Origin of the sequence: Desulfovibrio sp. X2, from assembly GCF_000422205.1 — a bacterium.
Taxonomy (GTDB): Bacteria; Desulfobacterota; Desulfovibrionia; order Desulfovibrionales; family Desulfovibrionaceae; genus Alkalidesulfovibrio.
Genome location: NZ_ATHV01000013.1, coordinates 51,449 through 66,675, shown reverse-complemented (window position 1 = coordinate 66,675; position 15,227 = coordinate 51,449). Strand labels below are relative to the sequence as shown.

At 68.1% G+C, this 15,227-nt stretch carries 15 protein-coding genes; 5 read left to right on the top strand and 10 right to left on the bottom strand.

Annotated features, from left to right (window positions below; all coding sequences use genetic code 11):
* Positions 1-56: 56 nt before the first annotated feature.
* A complete protein-coding gene (locus DSX2_RS04815; protein ID WP_020880025.1) occupies positions 57-1,142 on the top strand; it encodes an EAL and HDOD domain-containing protein in 1,086 nt (361 codons plus the stop codon).
* A 79-nt stretch (positions 1,143-1,221) separates the two neighbouring features.
* Here the strand turns inward: DSX2_RS04815 and DSX2_RS04810 are convergent, their stop codons facing one another.
* Positions 1,222-2,499, bottom strand: a complete 1,278-nt coding sequence (locus tag DSX2_RS04810; RefSeq protein WP_020880024.1) for an SO_0444 family Cu/Zn efflux transporter — start codon at positions 2,497-2,499, stop codon at positions 1,222-1,224.
* A 91-nt stretch (positions 2,500-2,590) separates the two neighbouring features.
* Positions 2,591-3,013: a helix-turn-helix transcriptional regulator gene (locus DSX2_RS04805; protein WP_020880023.1), complete on the bottom strand. Its 423-nt coding sequence runs from the start codon at positions 3,011-3,013 to the stop codon at positions 2,591-2,593.
* A gap of 285 nt (positions 3,014-3,298) precedes the next feature.
* Between DSX2_RS04805 and DSX2_RS04800 the strand changes: the two genes are divergently transcribed.
* The 3 genes from DSX2_RS04800 to eat all read left to right on the top strand — a co-directional run bounded on the left by DSX2_RS04800 (position 3,299) and on the right by eat (position 8,045).
* Positions 3,299-4,621, top strand: a complete 1,323-nt coding sequence (locus tag DSX2_RS04800) for a deoxyguanosinetriphosphate triphosphohydrolase (RefSeq protein ID WP_020880022.1) — start codon at positions 3,299-3,301, stop codon at positions 4,619-4,621.
* An 89-nt stretch (positions 4,622-4,710) separates the two neighbouring features.
* Positions 4,711-6,189 (top strand): 30S ribosomal protein S1, encoded by a 1,479-nt coding sequence (locus DSX2_RS04795; RefSeq protein ID WP_020880021.1) that lies wholly within the window; start codon positions 4,711-4,713, stop codon positions 6,187-6,189.
* A gap of 485 nt (positions 6,190-6,674) precedes the next feature.
* Positions 6,675-8,045 (top strand): ethanolamine permease, encoded by a 1,371-nt coding sequence (eat, locus tag DSX2_RS04790; RefSeq protein ID WP_020880020.1) that lies wholly within the window; start codon positions 6,675-6,677, stop codon positions 8,043-8,045.
* 103 nt (positions 8,046-8,148) lie between these two features.
* Here the strand turns inward: eat and DSX2_RS04785 are convergent, their stop codons facing one another.
* The 4 genes from DSX2_RS04785 to DSX2_RS04770 form a co-directional block, all read right to left on the bottom strand.
* Positions 8,149-8,547, bottom strand: coding sequence for a PA2779 family protein (locus DSX2_RS04785; RefSeq protein ID WP_035040712.1), 399 nt, complete (start codon positions 8,545-8,547; stop codon positions 8,149-8,151).
* Between the two features lie 158 nt (positions 8,548-8,705).
* Positions 8,706-9,212 carry a tetratricopeptide repeat protein gene (locus DSX2_RS04780; RefSeq protein ID WP_020880018.1) on the bottom strand — a complete coding sequence of 169 codons (507 nt, stop codon included), beginning with the start codon at positions 9,210-9,212 and terminating at the stop codon, positions 8,706-8,708.
* Entirely contained in the window at positions 9,209-9,787 is a 579-nt protein-coding gene (locus DSX2_RS04775) for a C39 family peptidase (RefSeq protein WP_020880017.1), read from the bottom strand. The genes DSX2_RS04780 and DSX2_RS04775 overlap by 4 nt, the downstream gene beginning before the upstream one ends.
* A 10-nt stretch (positions 9,788-9,797) precedes the next feature.
* Positions 9,798-10,196: a PA2779 family protein gene (locus DSX2_RS04770; RefSeq protein WP_020880016.1), complete on the bottom strand. Its 399-nt coding sequence runs from the start codon at positions 10,194-10,196 to the stop codon at positions 9,798-9,800.
* Positions 10,197-10,480: 284 nt separating this feature from the next.
* Between DSX2_RS04770 and DSX2_RS17460 the strand changes: the two genes are divergently transcribed.
* On the top strand, positions 10,481-12,928 hold the full coding sequence (locus DSX2_RS17460) for a PAS domain-containing sensor histidine kinase (protein ID WP_020880015.1): 2,448 nt from the start codon (positions 10,481-10,483) through the stop codon (positions 12,926-12,928).
* Positions 12,929-13,022: 94 nt separating this feature from the next.
* Here the strand turns inward: DSX2_RS17460 and DSX2_RS04760 are convergent, their stop codons facing one another.
* The 4 genes from DSX2_RS04760 to DSX2_RS18520 all read right to left on the bottom strand — a co-directional run bounded on the left by DSX2_RS04760 (position 13,023) and on the right by DSX2_RS18520 (position 15,222).
* Positions 13,023-14,075 (bottom strand): sulfite exporter TauE/SafE family protein, encoded by a 1,053-nt coding sequence (locus DSX2_RS04760; protein ID WP_020880014.1) that lies wholly within the window; start codon positions 14,073-14,075, stop codon positions 13,023-13,025.
* A gap of 26 nt (positions 14,076-14,101) precedes the next feature.
* Positions 14,102-14,398 (bottom strand): hypothetical protein, encoded by a 297-nt coding sequence (locus tag DSX2_RS04755; RefSeq protein WP_020880013.1) that lies wholly within the window; start codon positions 14,396-14,398, stop codon positions 14,102-14,104.
* A gap of 70 nt (positions 14,399-14,468) precedes the next feature.
* Positions 14,469-15,047 (bottom strand): hypothetical protein, encoded by a 579-nt coding sequence (locus tag DSX2_RS04750; RefSeq protein WP_020880012.1) that lies wholly within the window; start codon positions 15,045-15,047, stop codon positions 14,469-14,471.
* Positions 15,048-15,051: 4 nt separating this feature from the next.
* On the bottom strand, positions 15,052-15,222 hold the full coding sequence (locus DSX2_RS18520) for a hypothetical protein (RefSeq protein ID WP_020880011.1): 171 nt from the start codon (positions 15,220-15,222) through the stop codon (positions 15,052-15,054).
* Positions 15,223-15,227 lie beyond the last annotated feature (5 nt).

Here is a 15,227-nt window from a genome sequence, read left to right as displayed (position 1 = left end):
TCGCGGGCGACGGCATCCGTCAGGGGTCGCGCCTCCTGATCAACTTCCCGGGGCGCATGCTGCTCGAGGACGCGGCCTTCGCCCTGCCCCCGGACGTCTGCGTCATCGAGGTCCTGGAGACGGTCAGGCCGGAGCCCGACATCCTGCGCGCGCTCAGGCGACTGAAGGACGCCGGCTACATCCTGGCCCTGGACGACTTCGTGGGCGAGCCCGGCTACGAGCCGATCCTCGAGCTCGCGGACATCGTCAAGGTCGACATCCTCGGCCGCTCGCCGGGGGAGGTCATCTCCCTCTACAAGCAGCTGAAGCCTTACGGCTGCAAGCTTTTGGCCGAGAAGATCGAGACCGTGCGCATCTACGAGCTGACGCGCCAGCTCGGCTTCGAGTATTTCCAGGGATTCTTCTTCCACAAGCCGCAGATCCTCACCGGCCGCAAGATCAGCAGCTCGGAGCTCTCCAAGCTCCAGCTCCTGGAGAAGCTCGGCCACCCGGACTACGACGTCAACGACCTGGCCCAGATCATCGCCGTGGACATCTCCCTGTCCTACCGGCTGCTGCGCTACATCAACTCCGCCGCCTTCTCGCTGCGCTCCAAGATCGAATCCGTGCGCCAGGCCATCGTCCTGCTCGGGCAGAAGCAGCTCGCGCAGTGGCTGCGCGTGGTGGTCATGTCCGATTTCAGCCGCAACCAGCGCACCGGCGAGCTGGCCTACATCTCGGCCACGCGCGCCCGCTTCCTCGAGCTCATGGGCGCGGCGACCAAGGCGGGTCAGGCCCCGGAAGCCCTCTTCCTGCTCGGCCTGTTCTCGCTCCTGGACGCCATCATGGGCCAGAGCATGGAGGAGCTGATGGAAAAGCTCCCCCTGGACGACGACATCAGGAACGCCCTCATGGGGCGGGAGTCGCGCGCGGGCCGATGGCTCAGGCTGGTGGACCTCTTCGAGCGCGCCGCGTGGGACGAGCTGCGGGGGCTGCTGGACGAGATGGGGCTCGACCCCGAGATGGTGGCCAGGCTGCACGCCAGGGCCATGGCCTGGGCCGCCCAGATCCTCGGCTTCTCGGGCGTCGGGGAAGAGCCGGTCAAGGGCGACGCGGCTTCGCCCGCCACGCCACCAGCCGCGCCCGCACGCCCCCGCAGATAGCCTGCGGGCCTTTCCGCCCGGCCCCGGGCTCTCCGAAACGACCTGAAATCCCCCGAGTCCCGGCGCTCTCCTCAGCCCGCTATGCCTTGTGCAGCCTCTGGCGCAGCCAGGCAATGGCGAAGAGCAGCAGGAGCAGCCCTGCCGCGAGGTTGCCGAAAAGGCCCGGCCCGCTCTCGCCGCCGAGCGTCACCCAGCTCGAGACGTTCAGGCCGAGGCGGGCGTACAGCTCGTTGGCCACGAGGCCGAGGCCCAGCGAGCAGAGCGCGATGGCCGCGACGTAGAGCGCGGCGGCGCGGCGGCCGAGCATGCTGGCGACCACGGCCACGGTGGCCGCGTTGGTGGCCGGACCGGCGAGCAGGAAGACCAGGGCGGCGCCCGGGGAGAGCCCCTTGAGCGCCAGGGCGGCGACAAGGGGCGTGCTGGCCGTGGCGCAGACGTAGAGCGGCAGGGAGGCGAGGAGCGCCGCGACCATGGACCAGATGCCCGTGCCCAGGGACTGGGCCAGGAAGTGCGGCGGCATGAGCGCGGTGAAGCCGCCCGCCAGCACCGCGCCGCCCAGGAACCACGGGCCGATGTCGCCCGCGAGATCCCACAGGGCGTAGCGCAGCCCCGCGCCCAGGCGGGAGACGCGCGAGCCCTCGGAGTTCACCGTGGTGCAGCAGTGGCCGCAGCCGCAGCTGCCGGTCGCGGCCTCGGCCACCACGCGGTCCCTGATCGTGGCGTCCGGCGCCGCGCACCCGGGCGCGCCTGCGTCCGTCTCCGGCGGCAGGGGGTGGAAGAGGTCTATGGGACCGAGAGGGGCGGCGGCTTCGGAAGGGGCCGCAGAGCCGCCGGATGCCCCGGCCTGGAAGTCAATGTCCTTCCCCCCGGTTTCCGCTGGGGCCGCCTCCTTCTCCGCGGCCCACACGCTCCGGTCACCCTTCTCGCGGCGGTCGAGCCAGGAGACGCCGTAGCCGGTGACCAGGGCCGTGACCAGGGCGGCCAGGGGCCTGAGCAGGGTCATCAGCGGGTCGAGCAGGGCGTAGGTCACGGCGATGGAGTCCACGCCGGTCTCGGGCGTGGCCACCAGGAAGGCGGCCGCCGCCCCCTTGCCCGCACCCTGCTTCCTGAGCCCCGCCGCGGCGGGCAGGACGCCGCAGCTGCACAGGGGGATGGGCACGCCGAGCAGCGCGGCCTTGAGCACCGCGAAGCGGCTCCCGGGCCCCAGGTGGCGGGCCACCATGTCGTCGGGCAGGAGGGTCTTGAGGAGCCCGGCCACGAGGATGCCGAGCAGCATCCAGGGCGCGGCCTCCACGACCACGTCCCAGGAGGCGTAGAGGATCTTCACCAGGGGATCGACTGCGAAGAGCGGGCGCATTCGCTACCTCTCAATATGAACGCATAAGCATATATGCATATGTTTTTTCGCGCCGCGAGCTCGCGCGGGCGGGTGGTTTCTCCGGGTCGCCTCAGCCGTGCCGCACGTGCTCCAGTCCCTGCCTGATGAGGCCGAGGACGTGGTCGTCGTCCAGGGCGTAATAGGCGTTCTTGCCCTCGCGCCGGAAGCGCACCAGCCTGGCCGCGCGCAGGGCGCGCAGCTGGTGCGAGACCGCGGAGTGGGACATGCCGAGCAGCTCCGCGAGGTCGCAGACGCACAGCTCCGCCAGGGCCAAGGCGCTCAGGATGCGCGTGCGCGTGTGGTCGCCCAGGACCTTGAAGAGCTCGGCCAGGTAGAAGAGGTCCGCGTCGGGCGGCATGGCCCCGCGCACCCCGTCCAGGGTCCCGGCGTGGACCTCCCGCGCGTTGCAGACGTCCTCGCAGGCCGCGTCGGCCGATTCGCCGCGGTCATCGGGGCGTGTACGGTCGTTGGGATCGGTACGTGTCGTTTCCATGATCATATGCTCATATGTTTTCAAAACGAGAAAGGCAAGTCCCGATCCGGGATCCTTGCCCGCGTGTCCGCGCGGCCATTCCCCGGTTCTCGCCGGACGCGGCTTCGGGAATCTTCGGTCGCGGGGCCGCTCGGCCGCGCGGCAGCTTCGGGCGGCAGCTTCGGGACGCAGCCTCGGGCGGCCTTGACTTCGCCCCCGGCGCGCGCCACGGTGCAGCCTCGATGCGCGGACAACGGGTCCGGCATCCGGGAACCAAAACCGCGGGTACGACACGCATATATTATGATGGACTGGAAAACACTGCTCACGCCGCGCCGCTTCGAGAGCAAGCCGACGACCCCGGGACACGAGGGCCGCAGCGAGTTCCACCGCGACTACGACCGCATCGTCTTTTCCGGGGCCTTCCGCCGCCTGGGCCGCAAGACCCAGGTGCACCCCATGGCCAGCAACGACCACGTCCACACCCGGCTCACGCACAGCCTGGAGACGGCGAGCGTGGGCCGCTCGCTCGGCCTCTCCGTGGCCGAGGCCCTGGGGGGAGGACTCCCCGAGGGCACGCCGCCCTCGGCCCTGGGCGAGATCGTGCAGGCCGCCTGCCTGGCCCACGACATCGGCAACCCGCCCTTCGGCCACGCGGGCGAGGAGGCGGTGCGCGCCTTCTTCGCAGAGGCTCCCGCCCACCTCATGGATGGACTCGAACCTGCGCAGCGCTCCGACCTGACCACCTTCGAGGGCAACGCCCAGGGATTCCGCATCGTCACGCGCGTCGAGCTCTCGCTGAACGCCGGGGGCATGCGCCTGACCTATCCGACCCTCGGCGCGCTGCTCAAGTATCCCTGGACCTCGGACCATGACGAGGCCGCGAGGCGCCGCAAGTTCTCCTGCTTCCAGAGCGAGCGCGGACAGCTGGACGCAGTGGCCGACGCCCTGGGCCTGGCCGCACGGGAAGACGGCGGTTACCACCGCCACCCCCTGGCCTTCCTGGTCGAGGCCGCGGACGACATCTGCTACTCCCTGCTCGACCTGGAAGACGCCCGCGAGATGGGTCTCTTGCGCTACGACGAGATCGAGGCGGTGCTTCTGCCGCTGGCGGGCAAGGTCTCCGAGGATGCGCTCGCCCCGGACCTGCACGAGCGCAGGCGTCTCTCCTATCTGCGCACGAAGGTCATCGGCCGGGTCGTGGAGGCCGCGTCCGGGGCCTTCGCCGCGAACAACGAGGCCATCCTGGCGGGCGGGATATCCGTCCCCCTGCTCGACCTCTGTCCCGAGGACGTGCGCGCGGGCATAGACGCGGCCAAGGCGCTCGCGCGGCGGCGCATCTACGAGAGCAAGCGCAAGATCGAGCTCGAGATCGGCTCCTTCACGGCCCTCGGCGGGCTGCTCTCCTCCTTCTGCACCGCGGTCTGGGAGCAGGAGGGGCGCGGGCGCCTCTCCGAGCGCGGCAAGCGCCTCTTCGTCATCCTCGGCGAGCACGCGCCGCCCGAGGGCTGCGGCCTCTATGAAGGATACATGCGCGTGCTCGACTACGTGGCGGGCATGACCGACCACTACGCCACCCTGCTCGCCAAGCAGATCGGCGGTCTTGCCGAGAATCTGAGCGTGCGCTAGAAAGCCCCGCATACGCCTCTCATGGCCCTTGTAACCAGCACGGTTCTCGGCTATGGGCTGGCGAACGTTTTCTTTTGGAGTTTTGCAGTATGTCCGACGAGGCAAAAAAGGACGGCGAAAACTTCGCCGCCATGTTCGAGGCCTATGAGGCCGGGATGCAGGATAACGTCCGTGTGGGCGACAAGATCACGGGTACGGTCATCGCCATCGACGGCGCGAGCGTCTTCGTGGGGACCGGCGCCAAGCGCGACGGCGTCATCGAGCGCGAAGAGCTGCTCGACGACAAGGGCGAGCTTACCGTGGCCGTGGGCGACGAGATCGAGCTCTACGTGGTCGGCACGTCCGGCGGCGAGCTCAAGCTGTCCAAGGCCATGAGCGGCCGGGGCGGCTTCGAGATGCTCGAGCAGGCCAAGGCCAACGAGCTGCCCGTGGAGGGCAAGGTCCTGGCGCAGTGCAAGGGCGGCTTCAACGTGCAGGTCATGGGCAAGCGCGCCTTCTGCCCCATGAGCCAGATCGACGACCGCTTCGTCGAGAACGCCGAGGAGTACGTCGGCCAGACCCTGCAGTTCCTGATCATCAAGCTCGAGCAGGGCGGCCGCAACCTGGTCGTCTCCCGCCGCGAGCTGCTCGGCCGCGAGAAGGCCGCCGCCATGGACAAGTTCCAGGAAGAGGTCAAGGCGGGCGACGTGGTCGAGGGCACGGTGAAGCGGCTGGCCGATTTCGGCGCCTTCATCGAGGTCGCTCCCGGCGTCGAGGGCCTGGCCCACATCTCCGAGCTTTCCTGGGGCCGCGTGGACAACCCGGCCGACGCCGTGAAGGTGGGCGACACCCTGCCCGTCAAGCTTCTCGACGTGAGCAAGGGCAAGAAGGGCGGCGTCAAGATCAGCCTCTCGGTCAAGCAGGCCCAGCAGGATCCCTGGGAGACCGCCGGAGACCGCTTCGCCGCGGGCGACAAGGTCGAGGGCAAGGTCATCCGCCTGGCCGACTTCGGCGCCTTCGTGGAGATCGCCCCGGGCCTCGAGGGCCTCGTGCACCTCTCCGAGATGGCCCACGGCCGCCGCATCATGAAGGCCGACGAGGTCGTCACCCCCGGCCAGACCGTGACCGTCTCCATCAAGGACCTCGACCCGGTCAAGCGCCGCATCTCCCTGTCCATCAAGGACGCCGAGGGCGATCCCTGGGGCGGGGTGGTCGAGGGCCTCAGCGTGGGCGCCGAGGTCAAGGGCACCGTGGAGTCCTTCGGCAAGTACGGCCTGTTCGTGACCCTCTTCCCGGGCGTCACCGGCCTGCTGCCCAAGTCCAAGCTGGCCCAGGCCCCCAAGGAGCGCCGCGAGGAGCTCGAAAAGGCCAAGCCCGGCGACGAGGTCAGCGTCTTCGTGGACGAGATCAAGCCCACCGAGCGCAAGATCACCCTGGGCGCAGGCAGGAGCGAGGAATCCGCGGAGCCCAGGGACTGGAAGAAGCACACCTCGGCCGGTCGCGCGCCGTCCCAGAACGGCGGCCACTCCGGCGGCATGGGGCTGCTCGGTGAGAAGCTCGCCGAAGCCATGGCCCGCAAGAAGAAATAGCGCTTTCGCGCTTTTGCGCCAGGGGCCGCCCGGAGACGGGCGGCCCCTGCTTTTTTTGTCTCCCGCCGCTCCCCCCGGTCCGCAGGCCCAAAGCCCCGGCCGCATTCTCGGCATCCTTCGCCCCCCTTCCCTGCCTGCCTCCCTTCCTCTCCCCGGCGCCACCACGCCCCGGCACGGCGTCTGTCCATGTCATTTTTTACATTCTAGTCTTCATTGCTCTTCTGTCCTCGCAATACTTTATCAATAATTTACAATTATGTATTTTGTACCCGCTGTTTTTGCATTTCGGTTACATCCGCCACGTGTCTGGCCCGCAATCAATCCCCGGAGAGCCCTTCGAGAAAATCAAAATTCTTTTCCAATGCTCTAAATTCGTTGACTATTAGCTATCGCAAAAGTTTACGCTCGGTCTTTTTTCCAAAAGAGGCATATTCTATGCTTTTCAGTGGTTGCGGCACACATCGTTCAACATGGAGGAGAAACAAGTGGACGCCAAAACCACCGCGCCGACCCTGCAGCGCAAGCTCGGCCCCTGGATGCTCTGGGGACTGGGAGTGGGCTACGTGATCTCGGGAGAGTACTTCGGATGGAACCTGGGTCTGGCCGAGGGAGGCACGCTCGGCCTCGCCATCGCGACCCTGTTCATCATCCTCATGTACCTGACCTTCACCTTCTGCTACACCGAGCTCGCCTGCGCCATTCCCAAGGCAGGCGGCGCGTTCGACTACGCCACCAAGGGCCTGGGCCGGGACCTCGGCTTCCTGGCGGGCATCGCCCAGGTCATCGAGTTCGTCTTCGCCCCGCCCGCCATCGCCGCGGCCATCGGCGCCTATTTCAGCCTCTTCTTCCCCAACATCCCCGAGGTCGAGATCGCCGTCGCGGCCTACATCCTGTTCACGGCGCTCAACATCTACGGCGTCAAGGCGGCCGCCCAGTTCGAGCTGTTCATCACCGTGCTCGCGGTGGGCGAGCTGCTGCTCTTCTGCGGCGTCACCGCGCCCCACGTCACCTGGGCCAACCTCACCATGGATGCCCTGCCCAACGGCATGAGCGGCGTCTTCGCGGCCATTCCCTTCGCCATCTGGTTCTTCCTGGCCATCGAGGGCGTGGCCAACGTGGCCGAGGAGACCGTGAACCCGCAGAAGAACATCCTCATCGGCTTCGGCTCGGCCATCCTCACCCTGGTCGCGCTGGCCGTCTTCACCTTCGTCTGCTCCGTGGGCGTCGCGGGCTGGCACGCCGTGGTCTACCCCACCCCGGGCGCGGCCCCGTCCGACTCGCCGCTGCCCCTGGCCCTCGGCCACATCGTGGGCGACAACCACCTCCTCTACCACCTGCTCATCTTCGTCGGCCTCTTCGGCCTCGTGGCCTCGTTCCACGGCATCATCCTGGCCGCGGGCCGCGCCGTGCTGGAGATGGGCCGCGTGGGCTACATGGCGCCCGTGCTCGGCAAGGTCAGCAAGCGCTTCAAGACCCCGGCCAACGCGCTCATCGCCAACATGGTCGTGGGCATCGTGGCCCTGCTCACCGGCAAGACCGGCGACATCATCACCCTGTCCTGCTTCGGCGCCCTCACGCTCTACGTCATCTCCCTGGTGACCTACTTCGCCCTGCGCAGGAACGCGCCGGAGATGCACCGGCCCTTCAAGGCCCCGCTCTACCCCCTGTCTCCGGCCGTGGGCCTGATCATCGCCGTGGTCGCCCTGGTCGCGGTGACCGTCTACAACCTGAAGCTGGCCCTCATCTACGGCGCCATCCTGGCCGTGACCTTCGCCTACTTCAAGCTCTTCACCAAGCGCGACGAGGCGGCGGAGGCCCTGGTCTCCCTCGACCCCGTGATGGTGGAGGAAGACTAGCCCCGTCCGATCGACGCCTTGCCGGGACGACACAGGAAAGGCCGCCGGGCGATCGCCCGACGGCCTTTCCGTTCGTCGTGAGCCTCCCGGGGGAGGCGCGCCGCTATTGGACGCTGACCGTTCTGTTGCTCAGGACGTAGATCAGCACCACGAGCGCCGCGATGATCGCGATGACCAGGACGACTCCCCAGAAGTCGCCTGCGGTCTCGACATCCTGGATCTGCGTGGCCACCTTGTGCAGATCCGCGTCAGAAAGCAGCTTGAGCCGTGACTGGATCTCCTGCGGGTTGTAGCCGAAGTCGGCCAGCCGCTGCACCACGATTTTGTTCTCGAGCACCTTCTGCACGGCGGCGAGATCGGCGTCGCGGCTCTGCAGCGAGTCGGACCGGGTCGTGGGCACGAAGCCCGCCTCGACCCGGGGCACGAAGCCCACGACCAGCATGAGACAAGCCAGAAACATCGCCAGGTCCTTGAACCAGGAACGGGAAAGGATGCCTTCCATACACGTCTCCTCCTTGTGAATGGTCATCTTCCCCACCCTCTGGCACCTGTAGCACGGCAGGACCTTTTTTCAACGCCTTTCTTCGCGGTTCGCGGCCCGTCACAGGCCCACTCGGCGCCAAGCGCCCGTCCATCAGCCAGGCAGGCCGATTCCACTTTTTATTGGGCCCGGGCCGCCTCGATGCGGTTCAGGGTGTCCTCGAACTGCGCGCGCTCCTCAGGCGTGCGGCTGAGCTCCACGGCCTTCTTGGCCAGCGCTTCGGCCTCGGCCAGGTCGCCCTGGCGCGTGTAGATCAGCCAGGCCAGGTTGTTGCGCGGCTCGGGGTCGTCCGGCAGCCGCTCGATGGCCTTCTCGTAGTTCTCCCGGGCAAGCTGCCACTTCTCCTCGCCGAAATAAAGGTTGGCCAGGGAGAGGTAGGCCTGCGGCGCGTCCGGCAGGGCCTTGCGGTACTCCTTCTCGGCCAGGTCGAGCTCGCCGTCCTTCTCGTAGGACAGGCCGAGCTTCAAGTGCTCCTCCGGGCTCAGGGCGTCCTCGTGCACGATGATGTGGGGCACGGAGCAGGCCGTGCACAGGGCCAGGGCCAGGGCGAGCAGCAGGGCCGCGAGCGGTCCCGCTCCCGGGCGGCGGGCCGCGCCGGGCGTCCGGGCGGATGAAAGGAGGTTCATTTTGCGTCCTTGGGAAGGATTTCGAGGGTCCAGCGGCCCGCGTCGCTCCAGTCGGCCCAGAAGTCGTCCCAGGGCACGAGGTGGTTCCGGCGGCTGCCGTCGTTGACGATCACGCCGCCCGGCGCATAGCCGGTCACGGCCAGGAAATGGTCGAAAGAGACCTCTCGCAGGCCGTAGTTGACCATGACCACCAGCACCCGTCCCTGGTCCACGGCCGAGACGAGGTCGTGCACGGTTCCGGAGAACCAGCGCGTGGCGTGGCCGCGGGTGCGCGGGTAGAGCGCCATGTCCAGGTTCAGGGTGCCGCGCGCCTCGGGCCTGAAGATGGCCTTGGCGATCTCGTCCGGGGTCACCGGGTCGCCCGCCGTGGCCATGGCCGTGGCCAGGGCCGCGGGGCCGCACTGGTAGTCCTCCTGGGCATAGAAGGGCGCGTCGGCCACGATCCTGCTGCCTCCGGGCGGCGTGAAGTCGGGCGGCAGGGAGTGGGTCGCGCAGGCGCACAGCAGCAGGCACACCGCGAGGAGGATGCCCCCCCGGCCGACCGCGAGGGTCGGCCGGGGGTTCGGGATACGCATGGTTCGTCCGCTACTTGACGGTCACGGTGCGGTTGGTCAGGTGCAGGATGAGCAGCACCAGGACCACGATGACCAGGACCGCGATGACGATGCCGAGCCCGTCGCCCGCGGTGTCCAGGCTCTGGATCTGCGTGGCGAGCTTGTGCAGCTCGTCGTTCGAGACGAGCTTCAGCCGCTGCTGGACCTCCTGCGGGTTGTAGCCGAAGTCGGCCAGGCGCTGGGCCACGACCTTGTTCTCCAGGGCCTTCTGCACCGCGGCCATGTCGGCCTCGCGGGTCTGGAAGGTGTTGGACTGCACGGTGGGCACGAAGCCCGCGTCCACCCGGGGCACGAACCCGATGACGAGCATGAGCGCCGCCATGAACATGGACAGGTTCCTGAACCAGGGCGCTGCAAGAATACGTTCCATCTGCCTCTTCTCCTTCTTGAAGTGCGCTTCCCCTCGGTAGTGGATGATTATAGCCCGAAAGCGTTTTTTTTCAATAGTCCTCTGGCCTTTTGCCGTTTCCGGCCGGGGCTGCCCGCAACTTCGCAAGACCGCCCGGAGCGCGAAAAAATCATCCCGGCGAAGCCGGGGGAGCCCCCCTGCCGCAAGACCGCGCCGGGAACCGCGGGGATTGCCCGCAATCAGCGCTCCGACTGGCATCGTTCTCCGATTTGCGGTAAGCTGTTTCGTAAGGGGAAGTGCGGGACATGAAGCAGGAACAGGCCGACGGGAATTCCGAGCACGAGCGCCTGCGCGACGAATGCGCGGCGCTGCGCGAGGAATGCCGCGCCCTCAGGGAGGCGGCGGAGAAGGATCGCGCGGCCCGGCTCGAGGCCGAGAAGCTCGGCAAAAGCCTGTCCGAGGCCTTCGCCTCCTCTCCCGAGGCCCTGGCCGTGGTCGACGCCGCCGGACGGGTCCTGCTCTCCAATCCTGCGGCCGAACGGCTCCTCGGCCAGGAGCTGGCCCGGACCGGGCAGTGGCCCTTCGCGCTGCCGGTTTCCGGGCAGGACCAGGAGATCGAGGTCCTGACGCCGCTCGGCGGGCTGGTGGTGGCCGAGGTGCGCGCCTGGCCCATCCGCTGGCTGGAGGAGGACGCGCTGCTCGTGTCCCTGCGCGACGTGAGCGAGAGCCACCGCATGGTCCAGGCCCTGCGCGAGGTCCGCGAGGAGCTCGAGGCGCGCGTGCAGGAGCGGACCCGGGAGCTTCGCCGCGCCAACGAGCAGCTCCTCGAGGAGATCGCCGAGCGTGTGCTGACCCAGGAGGAGCTCTCGCACAGCGAGTCGCGCTACCGCGCCATCCTCGAGGACCAGAGCGAGCTCATCTGCCGCTACCTGCCGGACGGGCGCCTGTCCTACGTCAACGAGGCCTACGTCCGCTACTACGGCAAGAGCCGCGCCGACCTCATGGACCGCAACTTCATCCCGGACATCCCGGCCGAGGACCTGGGCACGGTCCTTCCGCTCATTTCCGGCCTCAGCAAGGAGTGGCCGGTGGTGGAGTTCGAGCACCGCATCCGCATGGAGGACGGCTCCATCCGCTGGCAGCGCTGGACGCACCGGGCCATCTTCGGACAGACCGGGGAGCTGGTCGAGTACCAGGCCGTGGGCCGCGACGTGACCAAGCGCAAGCAGGCCGAGGACCAGGCCCAGGAGCAGCGCGCCTTCCTGCGACTGATCATCGACTCCCTGCCCAACCCCATCTTCGTCAAGGACCGCCGGGGCAGCTACGTGCTGGTCAACAAGGCCATGGCCACCCTCTACGGCCAGAGCCCGGACGAGATGATCGGCCGCGTGGGTGCGGACTTCAACCCCGACGGCGAGGAGATCGAGCGCTTCAGGCGCGAGGACGCGGACGTGCTCGACCGGGGCACCATCCTCTACATCCCGCAGAAGACCATCACCGATTCCACGGGAAAGAAACGCTGGTACACCAAGACAAAAGTGCCGCTCGTGGAGCGCGACCTGGTGCTCGGCGTGGCCGTGGACGTGACCGACCTGCTCGAGGCCGAGATGGAGCGGCTGCGCCTGGAGAAGCGCATGCGCCAGACGCAGAAGATGCAGGCCCTGGGCACCCTCGCGGGGGGCATCGCGCACGATTTCAACAACATGATCTACGCCATCCTCGGCTTCACGGACCTCTCGCTCCGCCGCGCCGAGGACGGAAAGCTCAGGGACTACCTGGAGCAGATCAAGTCCGCCGGGCTGCGCGCCTCGGAGCTCGTGCGCCAGATCCTGACCTTCTCGCGCCAGACCGACCAGGGCCGCACGAAGATGCGGGTCTCCCTGCTCTGCAAGGAGATCACCAAGATGCTGACCCCCACCCTCCCGGCCAACGTGGAGGTGGAGCTGAAGATCGAGACCGACCGCGACACGATCCTCGGCGACCCCATCCAGATCCACCAGGTGCTCCTGAACCTGTGCACCAACTCCGTGCACGCCATGCGCGAACGCGGCGGCTACATGGAGATCGTGCTGCGCGACGGCCCGGACGGGTCCCCCCCGGCCTGCGGCGAGGAGGCGCAGGACGGCTGCATCGAGCTGCTGGTCAGCGACACGGGCGTGGGCATGGACCAGGCGACCATGGAGCGCATCTTCGACCCCTTCTTCACCACCAAGGCGCAGGGCGAGGGCACGGGCATGGGGCTCTCCGTGGTCCACGGCATCGTCGAGGCCCACGGCGGGACCATCCGCGTCGAGAGCCAGCCCGGGCACGGCTCCACCTTCCTGGTGCGCCTTCCGCGCCTGCGCGCCGAGGAGGAGTGCGGCAGTCCCGACGACTCGGACATTCCCCGCGGCTGCGAGCGCATCCTCTTCGTGGACGACGAGAACCTGCTGGCCCAGATGGCGGGCGAGATGCTGGCCCACCTCGGCTACGCCGTGACCTCCATGACCTCCGCCGCCGAGGCCCTGGAGCTGTTCAAGACCGCGCCCGACTCCTTCGACCTGGTGATCACGGACCAGACCATGCCCGGCATGACCGGCGCGGAGTTCGCACGCGCCGTGATGGCCGTGCGCCCGGGAATGCCGGTCATCCTGATCACCGGCTTCTCCGAGAAGCTGAGCGAGGAGGAGGCCTGGCGCATGGGCATCAAGTCCTTCCTGCTCAAGCCCGTGTCCGAGTCCCAGCTCGCCCGGGCCATCCGCGAAGCCCTCTGAGCCCCCGGAAAAGAGGTAATGAAAAAGGCGCCGACCGCGTTTGTGCGGTCGGCGCCTTGCGTTTCGGAGGGCGTCCGGGTCGTTGTCCGGGCGCTTAGGCGGCCGCGGCGGCGGATTCCGCCCGCTTGGCCTTCCACATGGCGCCCAGGATGATCACCGAGCCCACGAGCAGGGCCACGCACATGAACACGAAGCTGACCGTGTCCATGATGTCCAGGGTGGACTGGGACACGGAGAAGAGCTCGAGCTTGACCAGGTACTTGGGCACGGCCAGGCCGCGGCTCACGGCGACGATGAGCATGATGGTGCCCATGACCAGCTTGATCATGTGCTCGCGCACGTAGGTGGTGCCGATGGCGCCGAGCTGCACGCCGAGCAGGGAGCCGGAGAGGATGATGAGCACGAGGCGGATGTCGATCATGCCGTGCATGGCCCAGTTGATCGAGCCGAACATGCCCATGACGAAGGCGATGACGAGCTCGGTGGCCGAGGCCACGATGCCCGAGGCGCCCACGACGTAGATCATGCCGGGCACGCCGATGAAGCCGCCGACCGCGATGGTCGCGGCGAGCATGCCGGTGGCGAAGCCGACCGGCACGGTCAGCCACAGCGAGATGCGCACCTTGGCCGTCTTGAAGGTGATCATGGGCGGGATGTTCCACTTGGCCAGACGCTTGGCCAGGGTGTTGCCGCTCTCCTGGCCCTCCTTGCCGGAACTGGACAGGGCGTCGTACATGACGAAGCCGCCCACGACCACGAGCACGGCCACGAAGGACAGGCTGACGTAGAGGTCGGATCCGGCCCGGCCCCAGGTCTCGAGGATGATCTGCTGGATCTTGATGCCGACCTGCACGCCGATGCCTGCGGAGACGGCCATGACCAAGCCGAGCTTCAGGTCCACCTGGCCGTACTTGAAGCGCTTGAGCGCGCCGACCAGGGCCTTGGGGAACTTGTGGCACATGTTGCTGGCCACGGCCACGGTGCCCGGCACGCCGAGGCTCATCATGCCGGGGGTCAGGACGAAGGCGCCGCCCGAGCCGATGAAGCCGCTGACCAGGCCGCCGATGAAGCCCACGGCGAACAGGAAGAGCACGGCCTGGGTCGTCAGTTCGATGAACTTCGTTGGGTCGAGGAATAACTGTTCCATGGTCTGTCCCTTTCCGCTCGGCGGGTTTAGGCGTTGAGGGTGGCGCGGGGCTGCGGCCGGGTCGCGGGACGCTCGGTGCGCGCGGCGACGCGCGTCTGCTTCGCCTCGATGCCGAGACAGCACCACAGGTTGTGGGCGAAGCTGCCGTGCACGTAGGAAAAGACGAAGACCGTGAGGATCGGACCGGCGGCCCAGAGCGAGCCGCGGGCGAAAGCCTCGGTGATGGGGGTGGCGAAGCTGAACACACCGGCGTACAGGGCCAGCGAAGCCACACCGTAAGCGATGGTCTTGCCGACCGGCTTCTTTCTCTTAGCGCTGTCCATATGCTCTCCTCCTTGTTGGACGGCCCGGCTCGGGCCGAACTGTTCCTGATTCATCCGCCTTCGCCCGGCCTCACCGGACGACGAACAGGGGCCGCGTCAGGCGACCCCCAAGACCTTCCCCGTCCGCGGCCGAGCCGAGGACGAATTCCACCCTTCTGAGCGCGGCGCAGACCGCCTCCACGGACGCGGCGGTCTCCCCGAAGCGGACCTCGTGGTCCGCGCGGAGTCCGCGCCCGGCCGCGGCCTTGATCCAGGCCGTTGCGGCCTCGCGGGCGGAGGCCGTAAAGGCCCCGCGCCGCCTGGCCGAGGCGTCGGCGGGACCGACGCTCAGAAAGACGAGATCGCACGACAACCTCTCGGCAAGGCCGAGGGCATATTCTCCGAGCGGCCTGGCGAAACCCGAGCCGGTGCCGAGGACCACGATCTTGCGCGCGCCCTCGCGGCGCATGACCTCCCCGGCGAGCTCCGGCTCTCCGGCCTCGGCCAGGGCCAGGGCCTCGGAGCAGTCGTCGAGCCATTCGCGCAGGGCGGAGCGCCGCGACACGCTGACACCGCCCCGGCCGGACAGCCGGGAGAACCAACTCCCGGTGTCCTGCCTGCGGCCGTCGGCGCAGCTGTCCGCGTTCCGGTCGGGCTTGCGCCTGGCCATTCGCCTACTCCGCCCTGGACTGGGGCCGCTTGGCGGCGGCCTTGCGCTTCTTGGCCGAATCCTGCTTGCGGCCCTCAAGGCGCTGCATCTGCAGGACGGCCTCCTGCGGCTCGTTGCTCTCCGCGAAGCTGACGGCGACGAAAACGGTTTCCAGGTTCTCTCGGATGGTACCCATATGGC

What these genes read in the sequence shown, in the direction of transcription:
- DSX2_RS04815 (WP_020880025.1), top strand. Translation starts at nt 57, where the DNA reads ATGCTGCTCGAGGACGCGGCCTTCGCCCTGCCCCCGGACGTCTGCGTC.
- DSX2_RS04810 (WP_020880024.1), bottom strand. Translation starts at nt 2,499, where the DNA reads ATGCGCCCGCTCTTCGCAGTCGATCCCCTGGTGAAGATCCTCTACGCC.
- DSX2_RS04805 (WP_020880023.1), bottom strand. Translation starts at nt 3,013, where the DNA reads ATGGAAACGACACGTACCGATCCCAACGACCGTACACGCCCCGATGAC.
- DSX2_RS04800 (WP_020880022.1), top strand. Translation starts at nt 3,299, where the DNA reads ATGGACTGGAAAACACTGCTCACGCCGCGCCGCTTCGAGAGCAAGCCG.
- DSX2_RS04795 (WP_020880021.1), top strand. Translation starts at nt 4,711, where the DNA reads ATGTCCGACGAGGCAAAAAAGGACGGCGAAAACTTCGCCGCCATGTTC.
- DSX2_RS04785 (WP_035040712.1), bottom strand. Translation starts at nt 8,547, where the DNA reads ATGGAAGGCATCCTTTCCCGTTCCTGGTTCAAGGACCTGGCGATGTTT.
- DSX2_RS04780 (WP_020880018.1), bottom strand. Translation starts at nt 9,212, where the DNA reads ATGAACCTCCTTTCATCCGCCCGGACGCCCGGCGCGGCCCGCCGCCCG.
- DSX2_RS04775 (WP_020880017.1), bottom strand. Translation starts at nt 9,787, where the DNA reads ATGCGTATCCCGAACCCCCGGCCGACCCTCGCGGTCGGCCGGGGGGGC.
- DSX2_RS04770 (WP_020880016.1), bottom strand. Translation starts at nt 10,196, where the DNA reads ATGGAACGTATTCTTGCAGCGCCCTGGTTCAGGAACCTGTCCATGTTC.
- DSX2_RS17460 (WP_020880015.1), top strand. Translation starts at nt 10,481, where the DNA reads ATGAAGCAGGAACAGGCCGACGGGAATTCCGAGCACGAGCGCCTGCGC.
- DSX2_RS04760 (WP_020880014.1), bottom strand. Translation starts at nt 14,075, where the DNA reads ATGGAACAGTTATTCCTCGACCCAACGAAGTTCATCGAACTGACGACC.
- DSX2_RS04755 (WP_020880013.1), bottom strand. Translation starts at nt 14,398, where the DNA reads ATGGACAGCGCTAAGAGAAAGAAGCCGGTCGGCAAGACCATCGCTTAC.
- DSX2_RS04750 (WP_020880012.1), bottom strand. Translation starts at nt 15,047, where the DNA reads ATGGCCAGGCGCAAGCCCGACCGGAACGCGGACAGCTGCGCCGACGGC.
- DSX2_RS18520 (WP_020880011.1), bottom strand. Translation starts at nt 15,222, where the DNA reads ATGGGTACCATCCGAGAGAACCTGGAAACCGTTTTCGTCGCCGTCAGC.